This window comes from Thermus sp. NMX2.A1, from assembly GCF_000511705.1.
In the GTDB taxonomy this organism is placed as follows: Bacteria; Deinococcota; Deinococci; order Deinococcales; family Thermaceae; genus Thermus; species Thermus scotoductus.
In genome coordinates this window covers 1-16,631 of sequence record NZ_ATNI01000073.1, presented here as the reverse complement: position 1 = coordinate 16,631, position 16,631 = coordinate 1, and the positions used below count along the sequence as shown (strand labels likewise).

The following is a 16,631-nucleotide window of genomic DNA, read 5'->3' as shown; positions in this document are numbered from 1 at the left end:
GGGCAGGTATAAACCTACCCCGCTCGACTTGCATGTCTTAGGCACGCCGCCAGCGTTCACCCTGAGCCAGGATCAAACTCTCCAATAAAATTAACGCCCGAAGGCGTTTGGTTTCGTGCGTTGCCCTATTCCTGCGCTTTCAAGATCCCCCGCCGGTCCAACCGGCGCAACATTGAATGTACCAGGCAGGGGCATTTCTGTCAAGATGGGGGCATGCTGGACCTCTTGGTGGTGGTCCCCCATCCCGACGACGAAACCTTTGGTGCCGGTGGGGCGCTCCTCCTTGCCAAAAGGGCCGGGCTCAGGACGGGCATCCTCACCCTCACCCGAGGGGAGGCGGGAAGAACCCTGGGGCTTTGCCCCCCTGAGGCACTGCCCAGGGTGCGGACCCAAGAGCTTGAGCGGGCGGCGGAGATCCTGGAGGTGGACTTCCTCGAGGTCCTCTCCTTCCCCAACGCCCTACCCCAGGCGGTTCACCTGGAGTCCAGGGGCCCCAAAGAGGCGGCGGAGGGACCCCGCGGCCTGGCCTCGGGAAAAGGCCTCCTCGACCACCCCGAGGCGGAAGCAGCCATCCGGGAAAGGCTTCTTGCCCAAGGGCCCCGCTATGTCCTCACCTTTCCCCCAGACGGCATCAACGGCCACCCCGACCACGTGGCCACAAGCCGCTACGCCACCAGGGCGGCGGAGGGCCTGGCCCGGGTGGTGTACTTCGTGCGGCCCGAAGGCCCCTGGCCCGTCACCCACCGCCTACACCTACCCGAATGGGCCCTGGCCCGAAAGCTCAAGGCCCTGGCCCAGCACCGGACCCAGGCCCTGTCCCTGCTGGATTTCATGGAAAGGTATCCGGAAAGGCTCTGGACGGAAACCTTCCACCTCCCCGGAACGGAGGGCACCCAGGAGGGGCCATGGTGGTGAAGCCCCTGGACCACACCGCCGACGTGGGGTTCCTCCTGGAGGCGGAAAGCCTCGAGGGCCTCTTTGAGGCCGCCCTTAAAGGGCTTCTCCAGGTGATGTTCCTCTTTCCCCCAGAAGGGGGAAGTCGGCGCAGGCGCCTTTCCCTGGAGGCGGAGGACCTGGAAACCCTCCTGGTCCGCTTCCTGAACGAGCTCATCTACCTGATCCAGACCAAGGGCTTCGTGCCCGGGAAGGCACGGGTACGGGTAAACAAGGAAGCCGGGGGCTACCGCCTCACCGCCACCCTCTGGGGTGAGCCCTTCCAGGAGAGCTTTGGCTTCCAGGGGGAGGTGAAAAGCGCCACCTTCCACGGCCTGCAGGTGAGCCGGGAAAACGGGGCATGGAAAGCCCAGGTGATCCTAGACGTGTAGGGCGGAAAGACCCGCCCGCACCCGGTCCAAAAGCCCTGCCGCCACCAGGCTCCTGGCCCGAAGAAGGGCGTTTTTCACCGCCAAAGCGTCGGCGGAACCGTGGCCGATGAAGACCGCTCCCTCCACCCCCAAAAGGGGCATGGCCCCATACTGGGAAGGATCCACCTTCTCCTTCACCTTCCGCAAAGCCCCCCGGGCCAGGAGGGCCCCCAGCCGGGCCAAGGGACTCGAGGTGAGGGCTTCCTTGATCCAGCCGAGGAGGACCTTGGCCTCTCCCTCCGCCAGCTTCAGGACCACATTCCCGGTAAAGCCGTCGGTGACCACCACCTCCGCGGTGCCCAAGAAGACGTCCCGCCCCTCCACGTTGCCGAAAAACCGCTCTCCCAGGGCATCCTTCAGGAGGGGGTAGGTTTCCAGCACCAGGGCGTTGCCCTTCCCCTCCTCCTCGCCGATGGAAAGAAGGCCTACCTTGGGGTCCTTAAGGCCGCTGGCCTCGGCATAGGCCAGGCCCATGGCGGCGAACTGTACCAAGAAGAAAGGGCGGCAGTCGGCGTTGGCTCCCCCGTCCAGGAGGAAGGTGCGTCCCCTTTGGCTGGGGAACTCCACCAAGAGGGCAGGCCTTTCCACCCCCTTGACCCGCCCCAGGGTGAAGAGGGCTGCGGCCATGGTGGCCCCGGTGTGGCCCATGGACACCACCGCCTGGACCTCGCCCCGCTTTAGAAGGTCCATGGCCACCATGATGGAGCTTTCCCGGCGCTTCCTCACCTCGGTGGCATGCTCCTCCATGGGAATCCAGTCTGGAGCATGGTGGATGGGCAAGGAAGTCCCCAGGCGGGCAAGCTCGGCCCGCAGGCGGGCCTCCTCCCCCACCAAAAGGACCTCCACCCCTTCCTTGGCGGCCAGGAAGGCTCCCTGGACCGTAACCCCGGGGGCCCGGTCCCCCCCCATGGCGTCCAGGGCGATCCTAATGCTCATGCGCTGGCAGGGAGGTGCTTCTGGATTTTGGCCTCAAAGTTGCGCTTGGGCTGGGCCCCCACCAGGACCTCCACCGGCTGGCCGTTTTTGAAGAGGATCACCGTGGGGATGCTCATGACCCTAAAGCGCATGGCCGTCTTGGGGTTCTCGTCCACGTCCAGCTTGGCCACCAAGAGCTTCCCCTCGTACTCCCTGGCCAGCTCCTCCAGGATGGGAGCGATCATGCGGCAGGGAGCGCACCACTCCGCCCAGAAGTCCACCAGGACCAGGGGGTGTCCGCCTAAGGTCTGGTCAAAGTTGGCGTCGGTAACCTCTATGGGCTTCGCCATACCCCATCACTTTAAAGCAAAACCCCGGGGGCATACACCCCCGGGGGGAACCCTTTGGGGTTAACGCTTTTTCTTGCCGCCCTTCTTGCCCCCCTTGCCGCCAAAGCCCCCGGTGCCCCGGAGGAAGCTTTTGAGCTTGTTCTCAAACTCGGGGGACTGCTTGGGCAGGCGCCTGGGCCTGGGGGGCGGAGCCCCTTCCGGGGCGGGGGTGAGGTCCTTGATGGAAAGGTCCAGACGCCCCTTGGCGTCCCGGCCCTTCACCATCACCTGGACGATGTCCCCCTCGTTGAGGAAGTCCCGCACGTTCCTCACGAACTCGTGGGCAATCTGGGAGATGTGCACCAGGCCCTGCTCGCCCCCCGGGAGCTCCACAAAGGCGCCAAAATCCGTAACCCGCACCACACGGCCCTCTACAACGCTTCCAGCTTCTAGCTCCACTTTCCTTCTCCCTTTGCGCGGCTAGGATCCGCGATGCCCCCACTATAGCACAAAGGGGCGCACCCCCTTTCGGTCCAGGGGGGCGAGGAGCTCGGCAAAGGTGCGCCCGAGCACCGGGTGGCGCCCCTCCGGGACGAGGTCGGCCAGGGGCACCAGGACGAAGGCCCGCTGGTGGAGCCTGGGATGGGGCACCTCGAGGCCCTCTTCTTTTAGGACTAAATCCCCGTAAAGCAGGAGGTCCAGGTCTATGGTCCTCGGCCCCCAGCGCTCCTTCCGCTCCCGCCCAAGGCTTTGCTCTATCCCTAGGAGGCCCTCCAGGAAAGCCCGTGGGGAAAGCCCCGTGTCCACCTCCGCCACCAGGTTCAGGTAGGGGGGCTGGGGTGGGCCCACGGGCTCGGTTTCGTACACGGGGGAAAGGCGCAAAAACCGGGTTTCAGGAAGCCGGGAAAGAAGGGAAAGGGCCTGCAAAAGGTAGCCCGCCCGGTCCCCCAGGTTGGAACCCAAGCCCACATAGGCCAGCACCTCCCCAGTCTATCCGTTGACAAGGTGGTCCCGCCCCCCTACCCTGAAGGGGAGATGGCCGCCCGGGGCAAAACCTGATGGGGCCTGGGAAGCCTGGCTTCCCGGGCCCGCCCGGGGGCTTTTCTTTTGGAGGTGAGGATGGTTGGGGTAAACGGGGTAAATGTGGACTGGCGGACCCTTCTGGAAGCGGAAAAGAGCCTGGACACCGGCGTCTACACCAAGCACGACCTCCTTTTGGTACGGGGGCAGGGGGCTCGGGTCTGGGATGCCGAGGGCCACGAGTACATCGACTGCGTGGGGGGCTATGGGGTAGCCAACCTGGGCCATGCCAACCCCGAGGTGGTGGAGGCCATCAAGAAGCAGGCGGAAACCCTCCTCTCCATGCCCCAGACCCTACCCACCCCCACGCGGGGGGAGTTCTACCGCACCCTGGTAAGCCTCCTTCCCCCCGAGCTCAACCGGGTCTTCCCCACCAACTCCGGCACCGAGGCCAACGAGGCCGCCATCAAGTTCGCCTGGGCCCACACCAAGAGGCGGAAGCTGGTGGCCGCCATGCGGGGCTTCTCCGGGCGCACCCTGGGAAGCCTCTCCGTCACCTGGGAGCCCAAGTACCGGGAACCCTTCATGCCCCTCTTGGGCCCCGTGGAGTTCATCCCCTTTAACGATGTGGAGGCCCTGAGGAAGGCGGTGGACGAGGAGACCGCGGCGGTGATCCTCGAGCCCGTGCAGGGGGAAGGAGGGGTGCGCCCCGCCACCCGGGAGTTTCTGGAGGCCGCCCGGGAGGTTACCCGGGAAAAAGGAGCCCTGCTGATCCTGGACGAGATCCAGACCGGCATGGGACGCACGGGAAGGCGCTTCGCCTTTGAGCACTACGGGGTGGTACCCGACATCCTCACCCTGGCCAAGGCCCTTGGGGGCGGGGTGCCCATCGGGGTAGCGGTGATGCGGGAGGAGATAGCGAAAAGCATGCCCAAGGGGGGCCACGGCACCACCTTCGGGGGCAATCCCCTGGCCATGGCCGCCGGGGTAGCCGCCCTGCGCTATCTGGAGCGCACCCGGCTATGGGAGAGGGCCGCCGAACTCGGGCCCTGGTTCATGGAAAAGCTAAGGGAGATCCCCTCTCCCAAGATCCGCGAGGTGCGGGGACTTGGGCTCATGGTGGGCCTCGAGCTCAAGGAAAAGGCTGCCCCCTACATCGAGCGCCTGGAAAAGGAGCACCGGGTGCTGACCCTGCAAGCGGGCCCCACGGTGATCCGCTTCCTTCCCCCTTTGGTCATCGAAAAGGCGGATCTGGAGCGGGTGGTGGAGGCGGTGCGGGCTGTGCTAACCTAACAGGATGAGGCAACGCTACCACATAGAAGTGGAACGGGACGAGGAAGGCTACCTGGTGGCCCATGTCCCGGAGCTTCGGGCCCATACCCAGGCCAGGAGCTTCGCAGAGTTGCTTGAACGCTTGCAGGAGGCCATAGCCGTTTCCTTGGACACGGAAGAAGAGGTTTCCGTGCTGGGGTTTTCCGGCGATCTGGAGATCGAAGCCGCGTGAGCCCCTGCCTAACCCCCATCGCCGGGAAGGAGCTGGTCCGCCTCCTACAGGAAGAAGGCTTCCAGGTGGTGCGCGTGAGGGGGAGCCACGTGCGCCTTAAACACCCAGACGGCCGAGCCACCACGGTGCCGGTACACGCAGGAGAACTCCTTCGCCCGGGAACGCTTCTAGGGATCCTCCGGGACGTGGGATGGAGCAAGGAGGAGTATGAGCGCAAGCGCCTTGGACCCCGTTGAGTTCCTCAAAGGGGCCCTGGAGATCCCCTCCCCTTCAGGGCAGGAGCGCCTGGTGGCGGAGTACCTGGCGGAGGGAATGGAAAGGCTAGGCCTCAAGGCCTTCGTGGACGAGGCGGACAACGCCCGGGGCCAGGTGGGCCATGGCCCCATCCAGGTGGTCCTCCTGGGGCACATCGACACCGTGCCCGGGGTGGTGCCGGTGCGCCTGGAGGGCAACAAGCTCTTCGGCCGGGGAGCGGTGGACGCCAAGGGCCCCTTCGTAACCATGATCTTCGCCGCCGCCGGGCTTTCCGAGGAAGCAAGGAAACACCTTACCGTTCACCTGGTGGGGGCCACGGAGGAGGAGGCCCCCAGTTCCAAGGGAGCCCGCTTCGTGGCCCCAAGGCTCAAGCCCCACTACGTCATCATCGGGGAGCCCTCGGGCTGGGAAGGCATCACCCTGGGGTACAAGGGAAGGCTTCTGGTGAAGGCCAGGCGGGAAAAGGACAACTTCCACTCCGCCCACCACGAGCCTAATGCCGCCGAGGAGCTCATCAGCTACTTCGTGGCCATCAAGGCTTGGGCGGAGGCCATGAACGTGGGGCAAAAGGCCTTTGACCAGGTGCAGTACATCCTAAGGGATTTCCGCATCCAGCCCGCAGAGCTCAAGCAGGTGGCCGAGATGTTCTTTGACCTGCGCCTTCCCCCGAGACTCCCCCCGGAGGAGGCCATCCGCCACCTCACCGCCTACGCCCCCCCCACCATAGAGCTGGAGTTCTTCGGCCGGGAGGTGCCCTACCTGGGTCCCAAGGACACCCCCCTCACCCGGGCCCTAAGGCAAGGGATCCGCAAGGCTGGGGGAAAACCCGTCTTCAAGCTGAAGACCGGGACCAGCGACATGAACGTCCTGGCCCCCCACTGGAAGGTACCCATGGTGGCCTACGGCCCCGGGGACTCCACCCTGGATCACACCCCTCACGAGCACATAGAGGTGGAGGAGTTCCTGAAAGGGATAGAGGCGCTTAGGGAAGCCCTCGAGGCCCTGGCCAAAGCGCACCCGCCCGAACCAGCCTTGGGCTAAACTGTGGCCGTGGTCGCCTATGGGTTAGGGCTTCTCGCCCTCCTTTTATTCCTTGGCCTATTCCCCCCCACCGCCCCCTGGAGCGAGCGCTTCCTCACCCCCCTGGTGGCCCTGGGAGGGGGGGTTTTCCTTCTTAGGCAACGGCAGGAACCCTGGGGCCTCGGGCTTCTCTTCCTGGGCCTAGGGGACCTGGCCTGGACCCTGGAGGATCTGAAGAGCCTACCCCGGGGCCTGTACCTGGAGTTCCCCTACCTGGTGGGCTATGCCGCCTTAACCTGGGCTCTTCTCAAGATCCCGGGGGAGAAGCCCCGCCTAAGCCTCCTCCTGGTGCCCCTGGCTCTTCTGGGCCTCGCTTCTGCTTTGAAACCCGAACTGGGCATAGACCGGATCTACACCGTGTGGGATGCCCTCCTCCTTCTCCTTCTTCTGCCCAGGCTGGAGCCCCTGTTCCGGGAACGCCTTCTGGGGGGGCGGGGCCTCTGGGGAGTGGGGCTTCTCCTCTTCCTGGTGGCGGACATGGCCTACGCCTTCCTGGAGGCGGAGGGAACCTACCCCACCGGCCACCCTGTCCACCTCCTCTGGACCTTGGGCTACTTCCTCCTGGCCCTTGGGGTGATGGAGGAAGCATCGGGAAAAGCCTCCTTCCCGGGACAGGCCCTGGCCCTGGGAGGGCTTTTCCTGATGCCGGTTCTCCTGTTGAACGACCCCACCCCCTGGGGAGTGCGGATCATCGCTCTTTATGGAGGGCTGGTGGGGGGCCTGGGACTCCTTTACGCCAACCACCTGGAGTGGCGCCGTACGGAGGAGAAGAGGCTACGCTGGACCCGCTTTCTGGAAGAGCTCGCCCGCCTCTCCCCCCGGGTAACCCAGACCCTGAGCCCTGAGGCTGTGCTGGTGGGAGCCCTCGAGGCCACCCGCCACCTTCTGCCCCAGGCCGTGGGCCTGGAGGTGAGGGGAAGGCGGGGCCTGGTGGGGGAGCGCACCCCCCATTCCCTGGCCATCCCCTTAAACGGGGACACCGCCTACCTCTACCTGCAAAGTCCTTTGGAGGAATCCGTGCCCCCCGGCTTCCTCTCCCTCCTGGGGGAGCGCATCAAGCAAGTCCTGCGCCAGGTGGAGTGGGGCACCCTGGCCCTCACGGATCCCCTCACCGGGCTTTTGAACCGCAGGGGCCTCGAGGCGGAGCTTCCCAAGCTCCTGGCCCTGGCCCGGCGCTACCAGGCCCCCATCAGCGTGGTCATGCTGGACATCGACCGCTTCAAGCGGGTGAACGACACCTACGGCCACCCGGTGGGTGACGAGGTCCTAAAACACCTGGGCCGCATCCTCCAGGCCAGCGTGCGCCGCGAGGACCTGGCGGTGCGCTACGGGGGGGAGGAGTTCCTCCTCTTCCTCTATGGGGCTGACCGCCTTGCGGCCAAGGAGGTGGTGGAACGCATCCGCTACCGCTTCCGCCACCAAAGGGTGGACCCCATCCCCTATCCCCTCACCCTCTCTGCCGGCATCGCCGGGGGGGAGGTTCCAGAAAGCGAGGCCCAGCTGGAGGACTGGGTTCTCAAGGCCGACTACGCCCTCCTCAGGGCCAAGGAAACGGGCCGGGACCGGGTGACCATGGCGTAACACCCCGTTGCAGCCCTTGCCGCAACGGGGTCTTGAAGACTCTCTAAGCCGCTACTTCTTGGGCATCATCTTGGCCATGAGGGCCTCCAGGGCCTTCATGTCCTCGTTCAGGTGTCCAAAGGCCTTGCCCAGGGCCTTGAGAAGGAGGAAAAGCACCCCCAGGGCCTTCTGCACCTCGGGGTCGGAAAGCTGTTTCAGGATCCCCGCCAAGCCCACCCGGGGTGGATCCCGCATCACCTCGGGGGTAAAGGTCTCCCCCAGGCCGCGTTGCAGGGCCGAGGCCATCATGCCGATGGTAGCCGGCTCTATCCGGGAAAGGATGTCCAGAACATTGGCCCCGTGGGAGAAAAGCCTGAGCACCTGGGGCTCCATGAGGAGACCCAGGTTCTCCGCCAGGGTCTCCCCGGCCCCCACCTGGGCCAGGAGGCCTAGCCCGCTCTTTTCCAGGACCTCCTCTATGCGGGCCAGCCTTTCTTCCACTGTAAGCGTCTTCTCCATGGCCCCTCCTACTCGATCAAGGTGGCGAACCAGAAGCCCTCAAAGAGCATCTTGGTCACCCGCACCCACTTGCCCACGGCCATCACGCCGCAGGAGGGCATCCCCGTGCCCGCCAGAATCCTTTCAAAGGAGCACTGGGGCAGAAGGGCGTTATCCCCGAAGTCCATGATGCACATGGCCACGGGGTTAAAGGGCTCGCCGATATAGGCTCCCTTGAGGTCGGAGGCGATGACCCCGGCCACGTACTCCCCTTGGAAGTGGGCCACCACCCCGGCGGGGGGCAGCATGAGGGAGGGCTTCACCGTGTCCCCGATGACGAAGACGTTGGCGAACCGGGTGGAGCGGAAGGTCATCTTGTTCACCTCGGGAAAGCCCTGGGGCCCCGCCAGGGGGGATTCCCGCACCACCCGGTTGGGGGCGAAAGGAGGCGTGAGGATGAGGAGGTCGTAGGCCAGCTCCCGCCCGTCCTTGGCCCTGACCTTGCCCCCTTCAAAGGAAACGGGTTCAAACTCCCCGTGGAAGGCGATGCCCTTGGAGCGGAGGATCTCCATGACCTTCCCCGAGATCACCGGGCCCATGCCCGCCAGGGGCAGGGGGTTTAGGTGGAAGACCTCCACCGTGCTTTTATCCCGGATCCCCTTGACCTTGAGGGCGAACTCCACCTGCCCCGCCACCTCGTAGGGCGCAGGCGGGCAGGGGTAGTAGGGGGAGGAAACCCCCACCACCACCCGGCCCCCCTTGAAGTTCTTGAGGGCTTCCCTCAGCTTCAAGGCTCCCTCGAGGCTCCAGGGAGCGTAGCTGTCCTGGGCGGGAGAGGGCAATGCCTCCGCTCCCAGGGAAACGATCAGGTAGTCGTAGGAAAGCTCCCCGGCGCTGGTCTTCACCCGGTTGTTAACGGGGTCTAAGGCCTCCACCGTGGCCTGAAGGTAGGTGATGCCCCGCTTTTCCAGGTTGGCCAGGGGCCTGCGCACCTGCTCGGGCTCCCGCATGCCGAAGGCCACCCAGGGATAGGCGGGCATGAACTCGTGGTAGGCGTTCTTGTCCACCAGGGTGACCTCCACCTCCCTCCCCAGGAGCTTCTTCACCTTGTTGGCCGCTACCAGGCCACCCGAGCCGCCTCCCAGAACCAGAACCCTCGTTGCCATCTTCCACCTCCTGGGTACCCTTACCGTGTACCCCTAACTCCAGGATGCGCCCACCCCTTTTGTGAAGGTAGGTGCAAATGCCCCGCCCTCACGGGCGGGGGCATCCCTGGCTTAGAGCATCCTCAGGAGGGGTTCCGCAGGCGCTGGAGGAAGAAGAGGCCAAGGCCCAGGAAGCCCAGCACCTCCCCGATTCCCACCCCCCGCCCCAGGGCGGGGAGCACGTACCAGGCCAGGTGCAGAAGGCGGAAGAGGGGAATCCAAAGGGCCACGGGCAGGAGATACCGGGCCTCCCGCTTGGGCAGGTTGGTGAGGAGGTAAAGGAAGGGCAGGAAAAACCCCCCCACCGCCCACAGGGCGGCCACCGTGCCCCAAGGGCCTTCCAGGCGCTTCAGGTAAAACTCCACCTCATGGGGCAGATCCCCTCCCCAGATGATGATCAGGGTGGTGGCCTCCACGTAGATCCAGATGATGGAAAGGGCGAGAAGGAGGTTGGTGTGGTTCTGGGCCTGGCCCATGAGGGCGGGTGTCCCCTTGCGGGCCGCCAGGGCCACGGCCACGGCCAGGGCTAAAACCGCTGCGGAAAGAAGGAGGATGGCCCCAAAGGAGGCGGAGTAGAAGTGGGCCTCGAGGGCCATGAAGAGGTCATAGGTGAGGAAGGTGGCGGCGGCAAAGGCCAAGGGCATTCCCCAGGCCCCCACCTCCGCCCGGTGCTCCCCGGGTTTCAGCTTCAAGAGGATCCAGGAAAAGAGGGTGAAGAAGAGGACGTAGCGAAGAAGCATGAAGGGAGCGTTCAGGTACCCCGAGCGATGAGCCAGAATCGGGTCCAACGCGGCCCCGGGCCGGGCCCAGGGGAAAAGCTCCGACAGGAAGAGGAAGAAGGGCAGGCCCAAAAGCCCCATGAGGGGAAGGAGGCGGGCCAGGGGGTAAAGGTAAGGCTCCAGGGGCACGCCCCAGCGGCTCCTTAAGGCGTTGTGCAGGAGAAGCACCAGAAGCGCCCCCAAGGAAAGGAGAAGGAAGAAGGCGAAGGGAAAGTAAGCGGCCGGAGCCCCAAAGAGAAAGGCTAGAGCGTAAAGAACCAGGCCCAGGAACAGGAAACCCGAACGGCTTGCCTCAATAGACCTCTGCATTGATCACCTCCAGCGGGCAGACCTCCTCCTGCAGGCACCGCTTGATGTAGTGGGCGATGAGCCAGCGCTCCCTCTCCGGGATGCGGCTTTTGTAGGAGAGCATGCGGCCAAAGCCGTTGGTGGCCGCAAAGTAGAAGTAGCCCTCGGGCATGGCCTTCACCCCCGGGTCCAGGAAGGAGCGGGGCTTGGGCATCCCCAAGGGGATCACCCTCCCATCCCCTTCCCCGTTCAGCCCGTGGCAGATGGCGCAGAAGGAGCGGTAGAGGACCTTGCCCCGCACAAGCTCCCCGTCCGTGAAGGCGTAGGGGTTGTCGGCGAACCCCCCCTCGGGCTTCAGCCCGGTGCGCACCTCCAGGTTCAGGTTCTCCCCGAAGCGCACCCGTTCCGGGGCCACCTGGACCTGGAGGGGTGCTTCCCGGAAGGGCCTCACCTTGGGCTGGTCCCACATCCATCCGCAGGCGGAAAGAAGGGGGAGCAGGAGAAGAAGCCACCTAGTCACGCCGCACCTCCTCCACCTCCGCCCCCAGTTCCCGAAGCAGGGCCTTGGTGCTCTCCAGGTCGAACCGGGGGTCCGTGGCGTAGACGAAGACCCCGTACTCGTCCAGAAGGACCCGCACGTACTCCTTGGCCTTCACCGCGGGGTGGGCGGCCAGGGGAAGGCCGTTCATGTACAGAAGGAAGAGGAAGATTCCCACGGTGATGGTGAGGATGGTGAGCTCAAAGGTCACGGGGATGAAGGCAGGCCAGCCCAAAAGGGGCTTGCCCCCGGCGTTGTGGGGATAGTCCAGGGTGGTGTAGATCTGGAGGAAAAGCCCCAGGCCCACCCCCAAAACCCCCAGGCCGAAGGCGATCCAGGGAATGCGCCCATCCCCCCCCAGGACCTCCTCGATCCCCTCCACGGGGTTTGGGGTGAGGGCCTCGAGGTGGCGGTATCCCCTTCCCTTGAGCACCCTTAAGGCCTCTAAAAGCCTTTCCGCCGAGTCAAAGTAGGCCATGAGTCCATACAGCATGGGCCCCTCCTAGTGCTTTCTCAGGCGGTGGAACAGGTGAACCATCTCCGCCACGGCGATGGGAGGGAAGATGCGGATGAAAAGGGCAAGGCCGAAGAGGAAGAAGCCGATGGTCCCGAGGAAGAGGGTCCAGTCCACCCAGGTGGGGTAGTAAAGGTGGAAGTTCCCGGGCAAGAAGTCGTGGGACAGGCTGATGATGACGATCACGAAGCGCTCCAGCCACATGCCCACGTTGGCCAGGATGGAGAAGATCAAAAGCCAGGTGAGGTTCTTGCGGAAGCGGGGGAACCAGAGGGTCTGGAGAAGGACCACGTTGATGAGCATCATGGCCCAGTAGTAGGGGGCGTAGGGGCCGGTCATGCGCCAAAGCTGCTGGGCCCACTCCGCAGGCTCCCCCGCATACCAGGCGATGAAGATCTCCAGGAGGTAGATGTAGGCCACGCCGAGGCCCGAGGCCAGGGTCACCTTGGCCATCCAGTCCAGGTGGCGGTCGGTGATCACCCCCTCCAGCCGGTACCACTTCCTGAGGGGAATGATCAGGGTAAGGGCCATGGCGAAGCCCGAGTAGATGGCCCCGGCGGCGAAGAAGGGGGGGAAGACCGTGAGGTGCCAGCCCGGCACCAGGCCGTAGGCGAAGTCCATGCTCACCACCGAGTGCACGGAGATCACCACCGGGGTAGCCAGGCCCGCCAAAAGCACATAGACCGCCCTATAGCGCTGCCAGTGGACGGCATTGCCCGTCCAGCCCAGGGAGAGCCAGCCGTATAGCTTCCGCCGCCAGCCCTTGCTCCTCTCCCTGAGAAGGGCCAGATCCGGGATCAAGCCCAGGTAGAGGAAGAGGGTGGAGATGGTGAGGTAGGTCATGATGGCCAGCACGTCCCAGGAAAGGGGGCTCTTGTACTGGGGCCAGAGGGCCATGTGGGTGGGGTAGGGCATGACCCAGTAGAAGAGCTGGGGCCGGCCCATGTGGATGAGAGGGTAGGTGGCCGCCGCCAGCACGGCAAACAGGGTCATGGCCTCGGTGACCCGGTTCAAGGAGTCCCGCCAGTTCTGGCGCATGAGGACCAGGATCGCACTGATCAGGGTCCCGGCGTGGCCGATGCCGATCCACCAGACGAAGTGCACGATGTCAAACCCCCAGGCCACGGGCTGGTTGATGCCCCAGGTGCCGAGGCCCTTCACGAAGGTGACGAAAAGGCCGTAAAGCCAGGCCAGGGTCAAGGCCCCCCCCACGGCCAAGACCACCCTCCAGGGCTTGGGGGCTGGCTTCTCCACCGGCTCCAGAAGCTTTTCCACCAAGGTCTTCTCCGTCCACTCCCCCTGGATCAGGTCGTGGTCGGGATGGGGTTCCTTATGCGCCATGCTTCCCCTCCTTCAGCTTGGGATTGGGGTTTTTCAGGTGGGCCAGGTAGGTGGTGCGGGGCCAGGTGTTGGCCTCCTCCAGAAGGGCGTAGTGCCGTCCTTCTTTCCGGTGGGCCTGGATGGGGTCTTCAGGGTCCAGGAGGTCCCCGAAGTGGATGGCCTTCCCCGGGCAGACCTCCTGGCAGGCGGTCCTGATCTCCCCGGTGCGGATCTTCCGCCCCTCCATGGCCGCCTTGGCCCGGGTGCTTTCGATGCGCTGCACGCAGTAGGTGCACTTCTCCATCACCCCGCGGCTCCGCACCGTCACCTCGGGGTTCATGAGGAGGGCCAGGGGGCTTTCCTGGGCCCTGCGGGGGTCCCCCTTGCCCACGAAGGCCTCCCCGTAGGGGAAGAAGTTGAAGCGCCGGGCCTTGTAGGGGCAGTTGGCGGAGCAGTACTTGGTGCCCACGCAACGGTTGTAGACCATGAGGTTCAGGCCCTCGCTGGAGTGCTCCGTGGCCGCCACCGGGCAGACGGCCTCGCAGGGAGCCTTCTCGCAGTGCTGGCACATCACGGGCTGGTGCACCACCCCCTCCTCGGCGAAGTAGCGGTCGATGCGGATCCAGTGCATCTCCCGCCCTTTGGCCACCTCCTCCTTGCCCACCACGGGGATGTTGTTCTCCACCTGGCAGGCCAGGGTGCAAAGCCCGCACCCCAGGCAGCGGCTTAGGTCCACGGTCATGGCCCAGGCGTGTTCTCCTTGGGGCCAGGGGGGGTAGAAGGAGATCCGCTTCTCCTTTTCCGGCTCGGCCTCGAGGGCCTCGGCCTCCTCCATCACCTTCACCGCCTCCACCTCCCCCAGGTACCCGTGGTACTGGGTGGAAACCAGGGGATAGTCCCGGCCCGTGGGGGAAACCTCCACGGGCCAGACCACCCCCTCGGGGTGGAAGAAGTGGGAAAGGGGGGCTACCCCGCTCCCCTTAGGCGGACCGGGAAGGGGCCAGAGGGGAAGGAGGGCCTCCTTCTCCCCAGCCTTAACCCGTAGGAGGGGCCTTTTGGGATCCGCCCGCCGCTCCCGGGCCCGGATGTCCGCAAGAAGGCCCAGGGCCTCGGCATCCTCCTCGCTTAAGAGCAAGGCCCCGTCCCAGACCAGACGGCTTAGGGGCCTCGGAAGCTCCTGCAAATAGGGGTTGTCCCGGTAGCGCCCGTCGTAAAGGCTGGCGTCGGGGCGCAGGGTAAGCTCCCAAGGAGCCTCCTTCCGCAAAGGGGGAAGGCGGCCTTCCAGACCGGGGCGCACCTCCACGGGCACCTCCTTGGCCTCCGCCAAGGGCCTTCCCTCCACCAGGGCCTGCTTCTCCTCGGGGGAAAGGGCGGGAAGCTCCTCCCCCAGAAGCCCCGCCAGCACCTCCTCCAGGGTTTTCCCACCCCACAGGGGCTGGATGAGGGCCTGGCTGGACCAGAGCCGGCCCTCGGCATCCCGGTGCTGGCCCGAGGCCTCGAGGGGATGGGCCAGGGGAAGGCTCCAGGAGGCCGCCTTGTTGGGGTAGAGGGAAAGCGCTGCGGAAAAGGCCTTGCCCGAAAGGCTGGGCAAGGGACCCTCCGCCGCCCACACCAGGCGCTCGGCCTCCTCGGCCTGCTGGAAGGCTTTGGGCGTGGCCGCCTCTTTCTCCGGGGGCTCCACGTAGCGCACCGGGGCCTTAAGGACCTGGTTGATGGCCATGACCAGGGCCTGAGCCCCCGGGGAGAGCTGGGGCCCGGCCAGGACCACCCCACCCCGTTGCAGATCCTCCGCCAGGATGGGAAGGAACCCTCCGTAGTCCGAGGCTGGACTTCCCGGCACCACCCCCAGGGTCTGGGCCAGGGCTAGGATAAACGCCTCCACCTGGCTGGGCTTTAAGGCCAGGCGGTGGTCGGCCATGCTCCCCAGAAGGCTGGCCCCGCTTTCCACCGCATAGATGCGGTTCATGGGCGGAATGCGCCTGCGGCTCAAGGCCTCCCACCAGAGGTATCCCGCCGGGTGCTCGTGCGCCTCCACGTCCAGGAGGAGTACGGTTTCCACCTTCTCCGGGGCGTAGACGGGCCAGGCCCTTTGCCCGAAGGCCACCTCCGCCCCCAGGTAGATGTTCTCCAGGCTCCAGGCCTCAAACCGGGCCACCCGGAGGTTGGGGAAGCGGGCCTGGGCTTTTTCCAACAGGCCCTCGAGCCTGGGGGAGGTGGTGCGGGGAAGGGCCAGAAGGGTTTCCCCCTCCGCCAAAGCCCGCCGCCAGGCGGCGTAAAAACCCTCCCAGTCCGGGGCCTTGCCCTGGCGGGCCGGGTCGTATAGGGCGTAAAGGCCCGCCAGGGGGTAGGGGCTCATGGCCCTCTCCAAGGGCGCCATGAAGAGGGGCCTTTCCTGGTAGACCTTTACCCGCACCGGCTCGGCAAAGCCGGCATGGGCGATGGCGGTGACGAACTCCGCCTCTCCCCCCTCCACCACCCATTCCGGCTGGCGCACGTAGGGTACCCCCTTCCGCCGCACCACCGGGGTACAGGCCGCAAGGGACAAAAGCCCCAAAGCCAAGAACCCCCGCCGGGTCACAGAGCCAAAGGGAAACTCCTCACGGAAGAGCTCCCGCTCCAAAGCTTCTTCATAACCGCGCCGTTCCTTCATGAAGCCTCCTAGCGGTGACAGGTGTTGCAGCTGGTAAGGGCCTCCGCCGAACGCACCTGGTAGATCTCCTTCAGCTTCTTACCCAGCTCGGGATCCGGGGTGTAGGCCATGTTGAAAACCTGCTCCCGGGGCCTGAGGCGGGCCTCGGGCTGGCGGTGGCAGTCCAGGCAGAACTTCATGGTGAAGGCCTGGGGCTGGCGGACCACCGCCATCTGGTCCACCCGTCCGTGGCACTCGGCGCACCCCACCCCCTTGGCCACGTGGGCCCCGTGGTTGAAGTAGACGAAGTCGGGCAGGTTGATGACCCGGTTCCAGCGCAGGGGCTCCCCGGTTTCCCAGCTTCGCCGCACCAGGGCCAGGTTGGGGCTATCGGGCTTGATAAAGGTATGGCAGGTCATGCAGGCCTCCGTGGGGGGCAGGCCCGCGTAGGCCGCCCGCTCCACGCTGGAATGACAGTAGCGGCAGGAAAGCCCCAGCCCTCCGGCGTGGAAGGCATGGCTGAAGGGCACGGGTTGCTCCACGGGCAGGGTGCGGTACTCAAAGGCCCCCACCGCCACCCCGGAAAACACCACCACCAGTAGCGCAAACACCCCTAGAACCGTTCCCCAGAAGAAGGTTTTCACCCATCGGTTGCGCCGCCGCATGCCACCTCCGGTCTTAAGGGCCAAGGCTACGGGCAAAGGGGCAAGGGGTCAATCAAGGGGCGTGGGTTTTTTCATAAGCGAATGGGCCCTACCCGTGCCTACCCTTTAGCAAGGTCTTCTCATGGGTACACTAGCGGAAAGGGGAAGGGACAAATGTCCCAAACCCCC

19 protein-coding genes and 1 rRNA gene are annotated in these 16,631 nt (G+C 65.5%); 7 read left to right on the top strand and 13 right to left on the bottom strand.

The window, feature by feature from the left end; genetic code table 11:
- Window positions 1-88 (bottom strand): 16S ribosomal RNA (locus tag TNMX_RS07800); the annotation flags it as partial.
- A gap of 125 nt (window positions 89-213) precedes the next feature.
- Between TNMX_RS07800 and TNMX_RS07795 the strand changes: the two genes are divergently transcribed.
- Window positions 214-915 (top strand): PIG-L deacetylase family protein, encoded by a 702-nt coding sequence (locus TNMX_RS07795; protein ID WP_038031054.1) that lies wholly within the window; start codon window positions 214-216, stop codon window positions 913-915.
- Window positions 906-1,325, top strand: a complete 420-nt coding sequence (locus tag TNMX_RS07790) for an archease (protein WP_038031052.1) — start codon at window positions 906-908, stop codon at window positions 1,323-1,325. The genes TNMX_RS07795 and TNMX_RS07790 overlap by 10 nt, the downstream gene beginning before the upstream one ends.
- On the opposite strand, the gene plsX is transcribed toward TNMX_RS07790, so the two are convergent.
- From plsX to folK, 4 genes are read right to left on the bottom strand one after another with little or no spacing between them, the layout of a single operon-like run.
- A complete protein-coding gene (gene plsX, locus TNMX_RS07785; RefSeq protein WP_156919439.1) occupies window positions 1,314-2,294 on the bottom strand; it encodes a phosphate acyltransferase PlsX in 981 nt (326 codons plus the stop codon). The genes TNMX_RS07790 and plsX overlap by 12 nt on opposite strands.
- Before the next feature lie 2 nt (window positions 2,295-2,296).
- Entirely contained in the window at window positions 2,297-2,629 is a 333-nt protein-coding gene (gene trxA / locus TNMX_RS07780; protein WP_038031047.1) for a thioredoxin, read from the bottom strand.
- A gap of 60 nt (window positions 2,630-2,689) precedes the next feature.
- Window positions 2,690-3,067 carry an RNA-binding protein S1 gene (locus TNMX_RS07775; RefSeq protein WP_015716279.1) on the bottom strand — a complete coding sequence of 126 codons (378 nt, stop codon included), beginning with the start codon at window positions 3,065-3,067 and terminating at the stop codon, window positions 2,690-2,692.
- Between the two features lie 42 nt (window positions 3,068-3,109).
- Window positions 3,110-3,589 (bottom strand): 2-amino-4-hydroxy-6-hydroxymethyldihydropteridine diphosphokinase, encoded by a 480-nt coding sequence (folK, locus tag TNMX_RS07770; RefSeq protein ID WP_015716278.1) that lies wholly within the window; start codon window positions 3,587-3,589, stop codon window positions 3,110-3,112.
- A 138-nt stretch (window positions 3,590-3,727) separates the two neighbouring features.
- On the opposite strand from folK, the gene lysJ reads away from it, so the two are divergent.
- Genes lysJ through TNMX_RS07745 form a run of 5 tightly spaced genes read left to right on the top strand, consistent with a single transcriptional unit; the run spans window position 3,728 to window position 8,048 of the window.
- The gene (lysJ, locus tag TNMX_RS07765; RefSeq protein WP_015716277.1) at window positions 3,728-4,921 is read left to right on the top strand and encodes a [LysW]-aminoadipate semialdehyde transaminase LysJ; all 1,194 of its coding nucleotides are present in this window, start codon (window positions 3,728-3,730) and stop codon (window positions 4,919-4,921) included.
- A gap of 4 nt (window positions 4,922-4,925) precedes the next feature.
- Window positions 4,926-5,132, top strand: a complete 207-nt coding sequence (locus tag TNMX_RS07760) for a type II toxin-antitoxin system HicB family antitoxin (protein WP_015716276.1) — start codon at window positions 4,926-4,928, stop codon at window positions 5,130-5,132.
- Complete coding sequence (locus TNMX_RS07755; protein ID WP_015716275.1) at window positions 5,129-5,368, top strand: type II toxin-antitoxin system HicA family toxin; 240 nt, start codon at window positions 5,129-5,131, stop codon at window positions 5,366-5,368. The genes TNMX_RS07760 and TNMX_RS07755 overlap by 4 nt, the downstream gene beginning before the upstream one ends.
- On the top strand, window positions 5,340-6,428 hold the full coding sequence (locus tag TNMX_RS07750) for a [LysW]-lysine hydrolase (protein ID WP_015716274.1): 1,089 nt from the start codon (window positions 5,340-5,342) through the stop codon (window positions 6,426-6,428). Before TNMX_RS07755 ends, TNMX_RS07750 begins: the two co-directional genes overlap by 29 nt.
- Window positions 6,429-6,431: 3 nt before the next feature.
- On the top strand, window positions 6,432-8,048 hold the full coding sequence (locus tag TNMX_RS07745) for a diguanylate cyclase (protein ID WP_084221147.1): 1,617 nt from the start codon (window positions 6,432-6,434) through the stop codon (window positions 8,046-8,048).
- A gap of 51 nt (window positions 8,049-8,099) precedes the next feature.
- Here the strand turns inward: TNMX_RS07745 and TNMX_RS07740 are convergent, their stop codons facing one another.
- The 8 genes from TNMX_RS07740 to TNMX_RS07705 all read right to left on the bottom strand — a co-directional run bounded on the left by TNMX_RS07740 (window position 8,100) and on the right by TNMX_RS07705 (window position 16,463).
- Window positions 8,100-8,546, bottom strand: coding sequence for a DUF1641 domain-containing protein (locus TNMX_RS07740; protein ID WP_038031043.1), 447 nt, complete (start codon window positions 8,544-8,546; stop codon window positions 8,100-8,102).
- An 8-nt stretch (window positions 8,547-8,554) separates the two neighbouring features.
- Entirely contained in the window at window positions 8,555-9,691 is a 1,137-nt protein-coding gene (locus tag TNMX_RS07735) for an NAD(P)/FAD-dependent oxidoreductase (protein ID WP_038031041.1), read from the bottom strand.
- Between the two features lie 122 nt (window positions 9,692-9,813).
- Window positions 9,814-10,818: a hypothetical protein gene (locus TNMX_RS07730; protein WP_038031039.1), complete on the bottom strand. Its 1,005-nt coding sequence runs from the start codon at window positions 10,816-10,818 to the stop codon at window positions 9,814-9,816.
- Entirely contained in the window at window positions 10,802-11,317 is a 516-nt protein-coding gene (locus TNMX_RS07725; protein WP_038031037.1) for a cytochrome c, read from the bottom strand. Before TNMX_RS07725 ends, TNMX_RS07730 begins: the two co-directional genes overlap by 17 nt.
- Entirely contained in the window at window positions 11,310-11,828 is a 519-nt protein-coding gene (locus tag TNMX_RS07720) for a DUF3341 domain-containing protein (protein WP_038031035.1), read from the bottom strand. The genes TNMX_RS07725 and TNMX_RS07720 overlap by 8 nt, the downstream gene beginning before the upstream one ends.
- Window positions 11,829-11,837: 9 nt before the next feature.
- Entirely contained in the window at window positions 11,838-13,190 is a 1,353-nt protein-coding gene (nrfD, locus tag TNMX_RS07715) for an NrfD/PsrC family molybdoenzyme membrane anchor subunit (RefSeq protein ID WP_038031034.1), read from the bottom strand.
- Complete coding sequence (locus TNMX_RS07710; RefSeq protein WP_015716266.1) at window positions 13,180-15,819, bottom strand: 4Fe-4S dicluster domain-containing protein; 2,640 nt, start codon at window positions 15,817-15,819, stop codon at window positions 13,180-13,182. The genes nrfD and TNMX_RS07710 overlap by 11 nt, the downstream gene beginning before the upstream one ends.
- Window positions 15,820-15,827: 8 nt before the next feature.
- Window positions 15,828-16,463 (bottom strand): cytochrome c3 family protein, encoded by a 636-nt coding sequence (locus tag TNMX_RS07705; RefSeq protein ID WP_015716265.1) that lies wholly within the window; start codon window positions 16,461-16,463, stop codon window positions 15,828-15,830.
- Window positions 16,464-16,631 lie beyond the last annotated feature (168 nt).